The organism is Paenibacillus azoreducens (genome assembly GCF_021654775.1).
In the GTDB taxonomy this organism is placed as follows: domain Bacteria; phylum Bacillota; class Bacilli; order Paenibacillales; family Paenibacillaceae; genus Paenibacillus_AQ; species Paenibacillus_AQ azoreducens.
The window spans coordinates 1,088,247-1,100,833 of sequence record NZ_AP025343.1 but is presented as its reverse complement, the minus strand read 5'-3'; the positions used below and the strand labels follow the sequence as shown (position 1 = coordinate 1,100,833).

Below are 12,587 nucleotides of genomic sequence, written 5' to 3'. Positions count from 1 at the left end.
CTATCAACATCGTTCATTTTTATTGTTGACAAATCTCATCGGAATTCTCTATAATCAAACACAACTTGCTATCATATTCATCATTTCTACAATTTTCGGGAGATCAGAAGATGAGAAAAATCAATAAAAGGTATACAAATCATTTGTTTCCATGGCTTTTTCCAATCCTAATGATTGTACTTTGGCAAATACTTGGGCAATCCGAGATTATCAGTTCCTCCATCCTGCCAACGCCATTGGACGTCGTTGATGCTGCAATCAAATTAACGAGTTCCGGTAAATTGCAAGAACATGTTTTGATTAGTACCGAGCGTGCTTTAATCGGATTTCTCATAGGGGGGATCATCGGTTTTACACTTGGCCTATTAAATGGAACGGTTAAGTTTTTTGAAATCACAACGGACACAACCATGCAAATGATCCGTACCATCCCTCACTTGGCGTTGATTCCGCTTGTCATTTTATGGTTTGGAATCGGTGAATCCGCCAAAATTTTTCTCGTTGCGCTTGGCGTCATGTTTCCTGTATACATAAACACTTTTAGCGGTATTCAAAATGTGGATCGAAAACTGATTGAGATGGGAACCGTTTATGGGTTATCGAAGTGGAAATTGTTTGTGAACATTATTTTGCCCGGCGCCTTGTCTTCCATTCTGGTAGGCATTCGTTATGCGCTTGGCGTCATGTGGATGTCATTAATCGTAGCGGAGACCATCGGCGCTGATTCAGGGATTGGCTTTATGGCAACGAGTGCCCGGGAATTCATGCAGATGGACATTGTCGTGTTAACCATCGTTCTATACGCGATACTAGGAAAGCTGTCCGATTACATTGCAAAACTGTTTGAGCGCCGCTTTTTAAAATGGAATCCTGTTTACCGTAGGAAATAACTAGCTTTTTGGGGGACGTCATGGTCAACATTGAACTGAAAAATGTCAGCAAAAGTTACGGCGATAACGAAGTATTACAGAATATCGAATTATCCATCGAACAAGGAAGCTTTACGGCCATCGTTGGAAGAAGCGGCTGCGGAAAGAGCACTCTACTGCGCATCATCGCAAAGCTTACGCAGATCACGAGAGGAGAATTGCATTTTTCCGGCAAAGAAGCAAACGATCCGAAAATCCGGATCATGTTCCAAGATGATAGGCTGCTGCCCTGGAAAAATATTATGAAGAATATTGAACTTGGCGCAGTCAATCCGAGCGTCGCCCAAGAATCTCTGGAAAAAGTGGGATTGATCGATAAACGATATGATTGGCCCGATCAGCTGTCAGGCGGACAAAAACAACGCATTGCCCTGGCCCGGGCGTTAGCAAGCCATCCGGATATTTTGCTGTTTGATGAACCGCTTGGCGCGCTGGACGCGTTAACCCGGATTGAAATGCAAAACCTGATTGAAGAGCTGTGGCAGCAGCAGAAATTCACCTCCCTTCTTGTGACCCATGATGTAACGGAAGCCGTGCGTTTAGCGGATCGCGTTATCGTGATCGACCGGGGTGCCATACAGTTAGATGAACGCATTGACTTGCCAAGGCCACGGGAACGAAACGATACGTTTACCTTCCATGAGAAAAAAATATTAAATCAAATTTTAGGAGTGTAGGACATGAAAAAAACATTTTTATTTACTCTAGTTGCCCTATTTGCTTTGGTTTTAGCTGCCTGCGGCAACGGTTCTGCCAGCAGTTCTGGCGGCAGTTCTACTAGCGGCTCTGCCGACGGGTCTGCTAGTACATCTCCAAGTAATCAAAAAGGCGTCGTCACCATAGGTTATCAAAAAGGAAATACGCTAAACATTTTAAAAGAACACGGGAATTTGGATAAAGCATTAAGCGAGAAAGGCTATAAAGTAGAATGGAAGGTGTTCCCTACAGGCACCGTTTTATTGGAAGCTTTAAATACGAATAACATTGACTTCGGCCATGCATCTGACGGTAACGCTGTATTTATGCAAGCAGGCGGACATCCTTTGAACTATGTGGCATCCGAATCTCCATATCCGGAAGGCGTTGCACTCGTTGTCAAAGCAGATTCCGAGATCCAAAGCGTAAATGACCTGAAAGGGAAAACGATCGGGGTAACCAAAGGCGGCAATCAGCATTACCTGCTCTTGGTTGCCTTGGAGAAAGCCGGTATTGCTCCAAACGAAGTCAACATTAAGTTTTATAAAGATGCCGCGGAGGGCCTGGCTGCCTTTACTAAAGGCGAGTTCGACGTATATGGCACTTGGGATCCGTACTTGGCGATTGTAGAAAACACGGTAAAAACGCGTACCATTGTCAATGGCTCCGGGAATTCGGAAAATCGGACGTTCTATTTTGCGACGAAAGACCTTCTGGACAAAAAACCGGAAGTCGTGACGACCATTCTTCAAGAATTGCAAAATGCCGATGCATGGGCCAATGAAAATAAACAGGAAATTTCGAAAATCTTATCCACTGAATTGGGGTTAGACGTTGCTCCTCTTCAAAAAGCCAATGATCGCCGTACATTCGGCGTTCAACAGATGGGTGAAGCTATCATCGCAAGCCAGCAAAAACTGGCCGATAAATTCGTTGACGCAGGACTGCTAGATGCCAAAATTAACATCAAAGACGCCGTTCATATCGACAAGTCCGTCATTCCAAGCAATATCAAATAGGAGGATTGAACATGACACAAGCGATCGAAAATGCATTTTTAAGTTATGGTAAAAAAAGTGCGCCCGTAAAAATAGAAGTGTTTTTGAACCTGGCGTGCCCGTATTGTGCAACATTCTTTCAAGCAGCCGATGAAACATTGACCCCTTATATCGAGAAAGGGCAAGTTCAATATGTTGTTAAACATTACGATAAACCACGCGAAATGCTATTATATGGTACACTGGCAAACGCATTTTTAGACTATAAGGACCCGCAGCGAGCCTACGAGCTTATGAAAGATTTATTCGCCAAACAAAACCAGTGGAGCGAATCCGACAGCCATTCCATTAAAAAGCTGTTAACCGAAGAATATGGTTTGCAGGAACAACCCGATAACATTGACCTAAGTCTAAACATTATAGCAGAAGCCATTAAACGTCAGGTGAAGATGGTGCCGACTGTATTCATTAACGGCAAAGAGTTCCAATACCCCGTTGAAATTGATGCAGCCGAGTTAAAACAGGAAGTTGAACAGGCTCTAGCCTAAAAGAGCATCTTCATTAGAATTATGACAATGAAAGAGCCGACGGATGCAAAAATCCCCCGGAACAGTTTTTGCTTCGGGGGATTGAACATTGGGCAAAAAGCCCAGAATGCCAACAACTCTCCTCCCCATTCTCCATAATATGTGCCAACTAAAGTTTCTCCTCCCATATCCAAATCGGCTGCTGAAGAACGATGGATGTAAGATTACGGTTGATTTTTTTGGAATTCACCGTCATCTCGTTGCTAAGAACGATCACTGTTAATTCCTCGTCCATTAGCCGTGTAACATAATGACGGAAACCACTTGGATACCCTCCTGGATGCCCAACTGCCTTTTTCCCCATGACATCTTGCGTATACCATCCATATCCATATTGAGACGGAAACTTTTTAGCATGGGTCATACTCATCAGTTCTGATGATTCTTTACTTATCAATGCATGATTACGCAGGGCTCTGTCAAACCGTTCTAAATCTTCAACTGTAGAAATGATATCCCCGGCTGCAAACGCTGCAGAATTATGCATTACGGGCCCGACTTCCCCCTTTATATGTCCTTCCGCTTTTGGTATGCCAGCCGAAACCGTAAACATAGAATTCAACATGTTGCTTGGCTTAAAAATATGCTCTTCTATGTAATTTGCATATGACTGTCCGCTAACTTTTTCAACAATAAGTCCTAACATCACATAACCAGTATTACTATAACTAAAGCTTTTACCTGGGGTAAACTCTAATTCAGAATTGCTAACGGTTTTTACAATATCATTTGGATTCCATTCTTTGCTGTAGTCAAATTTGAAATTCGGCTTTAGATAGTCCGGAATTCCCGAGCTATGACTAAGTAGATGACTTATTGTTATAGACTCTCCATTCGGAAAGTCTGGAAAGTATTGTGAAATTGGGTTATCTACGTTAAGAAGCTCCTTTTCTACTAATTGCATGATTGCTACTGCAGTGAATGTTTTGGATAATGAAGCAATCTGATAGAGCGTGCTTGGGTTATTAGGTAAATCAGTGGCTGCCAATCCATAACCTTTTGTAAATAAAATTTCACCTTCCTTTGCAATTAGGACGGTTCCCTGAAATTTTTCATTGGTCAAATATTGATCGATTTTATCAGAAATGCTTCCAGATAAATTACTATGGTTGTTACGTCCAAATAATAGCAAAGCTCCTATAGACACGATTACAATTACAAGAATAGTAATAGCGAATATCTTTAAGAATTTTTTCATATGTATACCTCTCAGTCCATTAATGAACCTCTCATCAAGATTGTTTTATGAAGAAATTGGCTCCCTTTGTTCAGAAGGCGCTTTAAAAAAATCTACATATTCATCGACCTATGAATATTGCCAATATCCTACTATTGGATTTTTTACGGTATTCTCGGTCACAAATGCATACAAATACACAGCACCAAATCCAAATGGAAGGCTTGTGCCTGAATGGAATAACCCACTTGGATAACCGTCTTCATCAATTTGACACAAGAAACAATATCCGTCCTTTTCTAATTCTATGTAATAATATTCTTCTTCTTGAATATGAAAGGGATTCCCGCCAAATTTAATTAAAAAAGGTGTCTCAAATGCTTGTTCTTCACTTGCAAAAATACCTTCTGAAATATAGTGTTTAACTATTCCAAATTCGGTATAAGTAGAATCCAAACTTTCTTTCGAAACCGGATGTTCAAATACGTACAATGAGCAGTTTGGATAAATATTTTTTGAAATCCGATTTTCGTATTCTTTTGGTATAAAGACAGAAAACATATTATTTTTATCCAATGGATTCACAAAACAAAGATAGAAGTGATAATCAGATCCGATTTCTCTAAACAGTACACTTTTGTCATCAAAATATGCTGCGCATTTCCACCAATCCATCCATTACCGCTATCATTTTCGCATGTTTGAAAAAGCATACAAGCTTCTCGTTCTTTAAGAATTTTTAAATCTCTCATGAAAATCCCCCTGCTATTCACATTCCCATATAATTACGTCCTGTTCATCCTCCCACCATACTTCGACATATATCGAGTTGAATCCTACCAATAAAATGAACTGTGTTTAAAACGTCAAAAAGCCTGCCCAAAGGCAAGCTTCTTTATTCGAGACATGTCCCATATCATATTATTGATAACCCTCACTAGACCAAGTGCTCTTCCCGTTTAGAAAACGCCTCCACAGTTGTTTGGTTGATATCCACGGTTAAACGTACATTTTTCACTTTTCCTACGGAACACTGTTTTAGCATATCAGTCCCCCTTTTTTTGCGAGTCGGACAACACTCTAAATTACTTAATTGCAAAATACTACTTGCTCAGATAGTGGCGATTGTTTTTAGCCAACCGGCAAGATTTTCTCACCATCGTATTTTCTCTCAGACTATTATTTCGTATCTTTCAAATTACCTTTAATCCAACTAATGATTATTTCTTTTATCTTTTCCAAGTTATTATTATTTAATGTACAAACTATCACCAATTCATTCTGGCTATTGTCCATAGAACTATTTATCCAATAAGAAAATAAAGTCCCATTCTTAGAGCTTTCTTGAATAATTTTTATTATTTTATTTTTTTCTTTTGATTTCGCCGAAAATATAGGATTTCCATCCATCATTTTTTTCCCATTACTAAAGGTGGTGTTATAATAAGGACATATCCAGTCTCTTCCATCTATATTTTCTTTATGCAACAACATAAAAAACATATCAATCCAATATTTTTCTAGAGCAGAATACACATCTTCATCATCCAAGTAATTATCAAAATAATGAAGCCTATTACTATTTTCCACGACACTTACCTCCAGCATATATAACACAAACTTATCTTCTCGGCTATTGATGATAAATCTCATTCACATAGGATTTCTGCTACTCTTTTGACTATGTTTAACTATTTTATTTCAATCGGTTGTAAAGCTTTGTTCGAGCCTTTTTTTAGAGTTAGCATCACGATGAAGGAAATGCAGTATAAGGCAGCCAAGTAGATCATGACGACCGTCATATCATATCTCTGAAGAATATAGCCAACGAAGATTGGTGAAAATCCTCCTATAGCTCTACCGAAGTTAAAAATCGTATTTGTGGCCGTACTTCGGATTTGCACTGGATAAAAGCTGCTAATTAAAGCCCCATACCCAGCGAACATGCCGTTTGAGAAGAAGCCGACAATCGCCCCTCCGATTAAAATGGCGACACTTCCAGTAGCATAGGAGTATAAAAACACGGCACATGCAGAGGCAAGCAAAAAGATACCAAAAGTACGTTTTGCGCCAAATCGGTCCATAAACAGGCCGAACGTCAGCATCCCTATAATCATGCCAACCGCTGTACTAATCGTCCAAAGCGCAGAGCTTGAAACGGATAGGCCTTGGGATTTCTGCAGCATGGATGGCAGCCAAATCATTAAGCCATTGTAACCGGCAATTTGCACAGTGGCCATAATAATTAATGAAATTGTCGTCATCGATGTTCTAGGTGTTTCAAATAGTTGAGCCAGCTTGCCTTTTTCGTGCTGTTTGTTGATCTCTTTATTTTTCTGAGCATCCAGCCACTCTGTAGATTCCCCAAGGTTCTTTCGCACAATAACGGCGAAAATTACAGGCAGCACTCCAACAAAGAATAAAGCTCTCCACCCTAAAGTCGGAAGAATGACAGCACTAAGAAGCGCCGCTAAAATAACGCCATATTGAGCACCTACACTAACATATGAGGAAGCTCTTCCTTGCTTATTCTTCGGCCAGGCCTCGGCAACAAGAGCCATACCTATTCCGTATTCGCCCCCTGCGCCAAGACCTGCGATAAATCTGTAAATATAAACTTGTTCAATATTCGTTGCGAGTCCAGTTAAAGCCGTTCCAATTGCAAACAACAAGACGGTGTTCGTAAACACTTTTACCCGCCCAAACTTATCAGCCAAAACCCCAAAAATAATACCGCCTAACAGCATGCCAACGTTCGTTATGGAAGAAATCAGTCCACCCGTTGCGAGATCAATGTTAAATTCTGAAATAATCATTGTCATCGCAAAGGAAATAAACATAATGTCCATTCCTTCCAACGTTAAACCGGCTACTGAAGCTACCACTGTTTTCTTACGATAATCCATTCTAACGATCCTCCCGTTTCTTGTTGATAAAACTCTCTTTTAGCGTGTTTGAGGGAATGGATTACACAAGACTTTTCCATTCTCTTTTGAAGCCTCACGGGACTCCCTTTAAAAGAGGTATTACTAAGCAAAATAAAAAGCCCTTCTGGCACAGAGGACAAAAGGGCATGAGAAAACATAGATATTATTAGCATTAAAATATCAAGTCGCCCTTTTCGGCCTCTCTGGACCGTCATTAAAGGAAAATTATTTCGTGATACATACTAGCAAAATAGAATAGGTGATGTCAATAGCCATGGCACTTTATAAGGGCAAATTAATAAGCTCATCGAGAATAAATACCTGATAAAAATGAAAACACCCAAACAGCAGATGAAAGCCATAAACCCGCAGATAGAAAATCGACATCGATACAATAACATTTTATGACGCGGCATTAAAGGAAGCTCATTGCCTGAAACAAGAATCTCAGGTAACTTGGGTATGTTATGGAATGCAAAATGCCAGATGTAAGGATTGCTCGGATAAAACCTTTTATCTTAGTAACACTGCCGACAGCTAATCCGTAAAGGCCACAAGTTCTACAGTGCTAAAGCATCTCTGTCTCCTTTTTCACACAAGAAAAGGACCCTCAAACGAGAGCCACATGGTATAATATGGTTCGTACAACTTAACGGCTTTAAGGGCGGTCGGCTAATCTCCCGGAAGGGAGGTGATGCCTGTGGAGGTATACCAAGCTTTGACGCTAATGATTTCATTTGCGACTCTGGTTGTAGCGATACTTTCATTCCACAAAAAGAAATAGACCGCCCTTGGTGAGGTAAACGGTCTATTTCTGCACTGTTTTTCCGATGCCGACCGCTCTTTTAGCGGACGTTGTACTTAGGGATCGTGTTACAGCACGGTCCCTTATTAAGGTTATCTTAGCATATGGAATTTTATACCTCAAGGGAATACTACATAAAATTAAGAACCTTTTTATTCCATGCAACACATAAGGCTCCACTTGTCGAAACTCCATTTAAGTGATGATCTCATGAAGAATAAGTCCGTATGGACGATATAACCACTCCCCCCTCCCACACGCTACTGAGGGAACATCCGTAATCCACTCGATCCTCCTTACTACTGTATCTTGTTTCCCAACGAATCGATGCATTCCACATGTGTGAAATGTGTGACCTTTTTGATTGTTGTACATCCAAAGTTGCTGTTACGATAGTTCAACGTAGCGAGTTTATTACAACTAATGAAATGGTAGGGGAGTTATTTCAGATGAAAAGAATTGTAACACTAAGCACACGCAAACTGATGGATACTGCAAAACACGGCGGATGCGGCGCATGCCAGACATCTTGCCAATCTGCTTGCAAGACCTCCTGTGGCGTTGCTAACCAGCGTTGTGAAAATCCCATGAACAAATAGGAATTGAAATTCGCCGCCCACTGCGCTGTCATGGGCGGTTATTTTACGAATCAGATACGTTCACGAGAGAACTTTTTATATTTTCGCATAAACCACTGCCGTCCTTACAAGGGCGGCGAAGTTGTTTATGCTTCGATGGCTGTTGAACATTTTATAGGCGAAAAGGAGCTTGATTGGCAATATGATTCACCAATATCAACTGAACGGATACAACATCGTAATCGACACCTATAGTGGGTCAGTGCATGTTGTTGATGACCTGGCGTATGAGATCATTGCGCTTTATGAGCATACAGCTCCCGAAGAAATCATCTCATTGATGAAGGAAAAACATTATTCTGAAGAAAGCATCCGAGAGACCATCTCGGAGATCGAGGAACTCATAAGCAATGGTCAGCTCTTTACAGAGGATGCGTATGAAGAGTTGTCCATTAATTTAAAAGAACGAAAAACGTATGTTAAGGCGCTCTGTCTCAATGTCGCGCACACCTGCAATCTGTCATGCGAATATTGCTTCGCCAGCCAAGGGAAATACAATGGCGATCGATCAATCATGAGCTATGAGGTTGGACAAAGAGCTATCGATTATCTGCTGGAACACTCGGGCCATCACCGAAACCTTGACATTGACTTCTTCGGCGGGGAACCGCTTATGGCTTGGAAAGTCGTCAAACAGATTGTTGCGTATGCACGCAGCAAGGAGCAGGAATATAATAAAAAATTCCGCTTCACCTTCACAACGAACGGCATGCTGCTAAACGATGAGGTCACCGAGTTTTTAAATCAGGAAATGTACAATGTCGTCTTAAGCCTGGATGGAAGAAAAGAGGTTCATGACAGGCTGCGCACAACCGTGACCGGCAAAGGCAGTTATGATTATATCGTGCCGAAGTTCCAGCAATTCGTCCAAAAGCGTGGAGACCAGGAGTATTATGTCCGGGGAACTTATACGAAGAACAACGTCGATTTCACCAATGACATTTTCCATATCGCAGATCTTGGTTTTGACAAAATCTCGATGGAACCGGTCATCTGCGATCCACGGGAACCCTATGCGCTTACCGAGAGGGATCTTCCGGAGATTTATAAGCAGTACGAAATTCTCGCCAAGGAAATGATTAAGCGGAGTGAACAAAGCGAAGGGTTTACTTTCTATCATTACATGCTCGATCTCTCGGAAGGTCCTTGCATCCAGAAGAGAATTACGGGCTGTGGATCAGGCACGGAATATCTCGCTGTCACGCCATGGGGCGAACTGTTCCCTTGCCACCAGTTTGTAGGGGATGAAGCGTACAGCATGGGCAACCTCTGGGATGGCATCACACGACCTGAGCTGCAGTGCCAATTCAAAGAGAGCAACTGCTACACGAAGCCGGAGTGCAAGGATTGCTGGGCCAAACTCTATTGCAGCGGCGGCTGTCCTGCCAATGCCTTGCATGCGACGGGTTCCATCAACGGAACCTACGAGTTTAGTTGTGACATTTTCCGCAAACGGATCGAATGTTCCATGATGGCCAAAGTTGCCGAGTCAATTCGAGCGATGGAAGAGAGTGAAGTGTAGATAGAAGTAAGAGGGGCATCTGAAGACGATAAGAAGGCTCTTAGGTCAAAATACTCCTTCATCCCCTCCTTTTCTTTTTGCAGACCATGATGGGGTAATGCACATTTTATAACCAAATATCTCCGTTGGAAATGCATCTCTGCTCTGTCCATACAAATCCGAATTTTGATGTGCTCTCCCGCGATGGTCGGGTTCACTGCTTTTCCACTGTACATGGCAAGCAAATCCGAAACAAAGTAGAATAACGATCACTTTTTTCCACTTCAATAGTGCCGTGATGCAATGCAACAATTTTTTTGCATATAGCAAGACCCAGTCCTGTGCCGTCTTTCACCGTACTTGAATTTCGTATGAATTCTTCAAAAATTCGATCCCTAATTTGCTCCTCAATGCCGATTCCGTCATCTCCAATCCATAGAATAACATCTCCCTCTGTTCGTTCACATGACACATAAAGAACAGTTCCCACCGGATTATATTGTAATGTATTGCTAATCAAGTTTGTAATAACGCGACTCATATGAATTTTGTCTATTTTAACATGAAGCGGTTCTTCCGGGATATGTGCTTCAAGCTCAAACCCCTTCTCCTCAATTTCGGGATAATATTCTACCACCAACTGTTGAAACCATTTCGTGATGTTCACTTTTTCTTTATTTAATTCCGTATGCTTGTCTTCCAGTTTTGCCAATTCAAATAAGTCTTTAATCAAATTGGCCATATAAGATGATTTATCGTAAATGTATTGAATATATTTGCGCGCATCCCTGTGATTTAATGTCTCGTTATCCAACAAAAGCTGCGAGTATCCATAGATTGAGGTAATGGGTGTCTTTAAGTCATGTGACAGATGAAGCAGCATGTTTTTTTTGTTGTTTTCGACCAATTCCTTATCGGCAGAGGTACGCTGCAATCGTCCTGCCATTCTATTAAATGCATCTTGTATCTCCACAAACTCCCATTCGGCAGAATAATGAAGACGCTTCGTGTAATTAAAGTGCTCCATCTCTTTGATGCCTTCAACGATTTGTCTTAGCGGCTTCTTAACTTGTCTAACAGAATATCGGGCATAAAAGTAAAGCAAGATGAACAATAAAACGGCAAACAATGCAGCGAAGAAAGTTGTAGCTGTAGATAATTTAAACAATCGTTCAGGTATTTTCCACAATAATACATAGGATTCGCCATGCGGTCCATCCGCAGGAAATCCATGGTAGAAAATCGCATCATCGTTTCGCTCCACATCCATTTTGGCAAACAGCTGACCCTCCTGATAATGGACGATATCGTCTTCTTTGTTTCCTTTGACATAAATAATCTGGCCCAGCTCATTCACAATTTCGAACCAACCGCCGTACTTTTCTAGCAGATGCCCGCTGATGTTATCAAAGGGGTATTGATAAATATTCTCTCCTTTAATTTGGGCTAAATCCAGATCATCTATATACCTTCTCATAAACAGGTGTGTACTTAAAAGCGATACGAATATTGCCACAATCATCAATGCGCTGATCACCGCATAATTTCGAAAAAACAGCCTTTTCAAAGGACGTTTGCCTGAAACGCTATCTGCCTTTTTCAAATCGGTAGCCTAACCCCCTAATCGTAATGAGATGAACGGGTTTTCTGGGATTGTCCTCAATTTTCTCCCGGATTTTGCTGATATACACCATGATTAAGTTCTCATCTCCAATGTATTCCTCGCCCCACACTTGCTCGTAAATATGTGCTTTCGTAAATACCCTGCCTGCTTGTCTCATTAACAATTCCAGAATCCTGAATTCATATGATGTTGTTTCTTTTTCTATCCCGGACTTGTACAGCTTACAGCTCCTCAAATCAAGCAATATATCCCCGATTTCAATACACTCCTGCTCTTGCTTCGCAGGCTTTGCAAAGGCATCAATCCGTCTGAACAACGCTTGAACCCTGCTAACAACTTCAAGTGGATTGAAAGGCTTGCCAACGTAATCATCCGCTCCAAACTGAAGGCCGAAGATTTTGTCCATGTCGTCAGACTTAGCGGAAATAAAGAGGAACGGAATCTGTGAGCTTTGTCGCGTCCTCTTAAGCAATTCCAATCCATCCATCTGAGGCATCATAATATCGGCAATAATCAAATCTATGGACCTCTCCTGCATGATTGCCAGTGCTTCAACTCCATTCCCGACAGCAATCGTTGTATAGCCATGATTGGTTAAATAGATGGTCAGCAGTTCCTGAATCTCAATTTCATCATCTATGATGAGTATAGACTTCATTTATCTCACCTCTCCAGGTTAAGCAAGAACAACTCCCGCATGACTTG

The 12,587-nt window shown here is 41.3% G+C and carries 13 protein-coding genes; 7 read left to right on the top strand and 6 right to left on the bottom strand.

What is annotated here, in order from left to right; genetic code table 11:
* Positions 1 to 110: 110 nt before the first annotated feature.
* From L6442_RS04665 to L6442_RS04650, 4 genes are read left to right on the top strand one after another with little or no spacing between them, the layout of a single operon-like run.
* Positions 111 to 890 (top strand): ABC transporter permease subunit, encoded by a 780-nt coding sequence (locus tag L6442_RS04665; RefSeq protein ID WP_212980308.1) that lies wholly within the window; start codon positions 111 to 113, stop codon positions 888 to 890.
* A 20-nt stretch (positions 891 to 910) separates the two neighbouring features.
* A complete protein-coding gene (locus L6442_RS04660; protein ID WP_212980309.1) occupies positions 911 to 1,606 on the top strand; it encodes an ABC transporter ATP-binding protein in 696 nt (231 codons plus the stop codon).
* A 3-nt stretch (positions 1,607 to 1,609) separates the two neighbouring features.
* The gene (locus tag L6442_RS04655) at positions 1,610 to 2,644 is read left to right on the top strand and encodes an aliphatic sulfonate ABC transporter substrate-binding protein (protein ID WP_212980310.1); all 1,035 of its coding nucleotides are present in this window, start codon (positions 1,610 to 1,612) and stop codon (positions 2,642 to 2,644) included.
* 11 nt (positions 2,645 to 2,655) lie between these two features.
* The gene (locus L6442_RS04650; RefSeq protein WP_212980311.1) at positions 2,656 to 3,171 is read left to right on the top strand and encodes a thioredoxin domain-containing protein; all 516 of its coding nucleotides are present in this window, start codon (positions 2,656 to 2,658) and stop codon (positions 3,169 to 3,171) included.
* A 148-nt stretch (positions 3,172 to 3,319) separates the two neighbouring features.
* Here the strand turns inward: L6442_RS04650 and L6442_RS04645 are convergent, their stop codons facing one another.
* The 4 genes from L6442_RS04645 to L6442_RS04630 form a co-directional block, all read right to left on the bottom strand.
* Positions 3,320 to 4,408 carry a serine hydrolase domain-containing protein gene (locus L6442_RS04645; protein ID WP_212980312.1) on the bottom strand — a complete coding sequence of 363 codons (1,089 nt, stop codon included), beginning with the start codon at positions 4,406 to 4,408 and terminating at the stop codon, positions 3,320 to 3,322.
* Positions 4,409 to 4,516: 108 nt separating this feature from the next.
* Positions 4,517 to 5,062 (bottom strand): hypothetical protein, encoded by a 546-nt coding sequence (locus L6442_RS04640; RefSeq protein ID WP_212980313.1) that lies wholly within the window; start codon positions 5,060 to 5,062, stop codon positions 4,517 to 4,519.
* Between the two features lie 504 nt (positions 5,063 to 5,566).
* Positions 5,567 to 5,977 (bottom strand): hypothetical protein, encoded by a 411-nt coding sequence (locus L6442_RS04635; RefSeq protein WP_212980314.1) that lies wholly within the window; start codon positions 5,975 to 5,977, stop codon positions 5,567 to 5,569.
* A 101-nt stretch (positions 5,978 to 6,078) separates the two neighbouring features.
* Positions 6,079 to 7,293 (bottom strand): MFS transporter, encoded by a 1,215-nt coding sequence (locus L6442_RS04630; RefSeq protein ID WP_212980315.1) that lies wholly within the window; start codon positions 7,291 to 7,293, stop codon positions 6,079 to 6,081.
* Between the two features lie 715 nt (positions 7,294 to 8,008).
* Between L6442_RS04630 and L6442_RS33035 the strand changes: the two genes are divergently transcribed.
* The 3 genes from L6442_RS33035 to scfB all read left to right on the top strand — a co-directional run bounded on the left by L6442_RS33035 (position 8,009) and on the right by scfB (position 10,279).
* A complete protein-coding gene (locus tag L6442_RS33035; RefSeq protein ID WP_373871843.1) occupies positions 8,009 to 8,098 on the top strand; it encodes a putative holin-like toxin in 90 nt (29 codons plus the stop codon).
* 470 nt (positions 8,099 to 8,568) lie between these two features.
* Positions 8,569 to 8,718, top strand: coding sequence for a six-cysteine ranthipeptide SCIFF (gene scfA, locus L6442_RS04625; protein WP_208915715.1), 150 nt, complete (start codon positions 8,569 to 8,571; stop codon positions 8,716 to 8,718).
* A gap of 181 nt (positions 8,719 to 8,899) precedes the next feature.
* Positions 8,900 to 10,279: a thioether cross-link-forming SCIFF peptide maturase gene (gene scfB, locus L6442_RS04620; protein ID WP_212980316.1), complete on the top strand. Its 1,380-nt coding sequence runs from the start codon at positions 8,900 to 8,902 to the stop codon at positions 10,277 to 10,279.
* A 193-nt stretch (positions 10,280 to 10,472) separates the two neighbouring features.
* On the opposite strand, the gene L6442_RS04615 is transcribed toward scfB, so the two are convergent.
* Both L6442_RS04615 and L6442_RS04610 read right to left on the bottom strand, forming a co-directional pair.
* The gene (locus L6442_RS04615) at positions 10,473 to 11,861 is read right to left on the bottom strand and encodes a HAMP domain-containing sensor histidine kinase (protein ID WP_212980317.1); all 1,389 of its coding nucleotides are present in this window, start codon (positions 11,859 to 11,861) and stop codon (positions 10,473 to 10,475) included.
* On the bottom strand, positions 11,845 to 12,540 hold the full coding sequence (locus L6442_RS04610) for a response regulator transcription factor (RefSeq protein WP_212980318.1): 696 nt from the start codon (positions 12,538 to 12,540) through the stop codon (positions 11,845 to 11,847). The genes L6442_RS04615 and L6442_RS04610 overlap by 17 nt, the downstream gene beginning before the upstream one ends.
* Positions 12,541 to 12,587: the final 47 nt, after the last annotated feature.

Excerpts from the sequence above, each read along its gene's own strand:
- L6442_RS04665 (WP_212980308.1), top strand. The coding sequence starts at position 111 with ATGAGAAAAATCAATAAAAGGTATACAAATCATTTGTTTCCATGGCTT.
- L6442_RS04640 (WP_212980313.1), bottom strand. The coding sequence starts at position 5,062 with ATGGATTGGTGGAAATGCGCAGCATATTTTGATGACAAAAGTGTACTG.
- scfB (WP_212980316.1), top strand. The coding sequence starts at position 8,900 with ATGATTCACCAATATCAACTGAACGGATACAACATCGTAATCGACACC.
- L6442_RS04655 (WP_212980310.1), top strand. The coding sequence starts at position 1,610 with ATGAAAAAAACATTTTTATTTACTCTAGTTGCCCTATTTGCTTTGGTT.
- L6442_RS33035 (WP_373871843.1), top strand. The coding sequence starts at position 8,009 with ATGCCTGTGGAGGTATACCAAGCTTTGACGCTAATGATTTCATTTGCG.
- L6442_RS04650 (WP_212980311.1), top strand. The coding sequence starts at position 2,656 with ATGACACAAGCGATCGAAAATGCATTTTTAAGTTATGGTAAAAAAAGT.
- L6442_RS04660 (WP_212980309.1), top strand. The coding sequence starts at position 911 with ATGGTCAACATTGAACTGAAAAATGTCAGCAAAAGTTACGGCGATAAC.
- L6442_RS04645 (WP_212980312.1), bottom strand. The coding sequence starts at position 4,408 with ATGAAAAAATTCTTAAAGATATTCGCTATTACTATTCTTGTAATTGTA.
- L6442_RS04630 (WP_212980315.1), bottom strand. The coding sequence starts at position 7,293 with ATGGATTATCGTAAGAAAACAGTGGTAGCTTCAGTAGCCGGTTTAACG.
- scfA (WP_208915715.1), top strand. The coding sequence starts at position 8,569 with ATGAAAAGAATTGTAACACTAAGCACACGCAAACTGATGGATACTGCA.
- L6442_RS04610 (WP_212980318.1), bottom strand. The coding sequence starts at position 12,540 with ATGAAGTCTATACTCATCATAGATGATGAAATTGAGATTCAGGAACTG.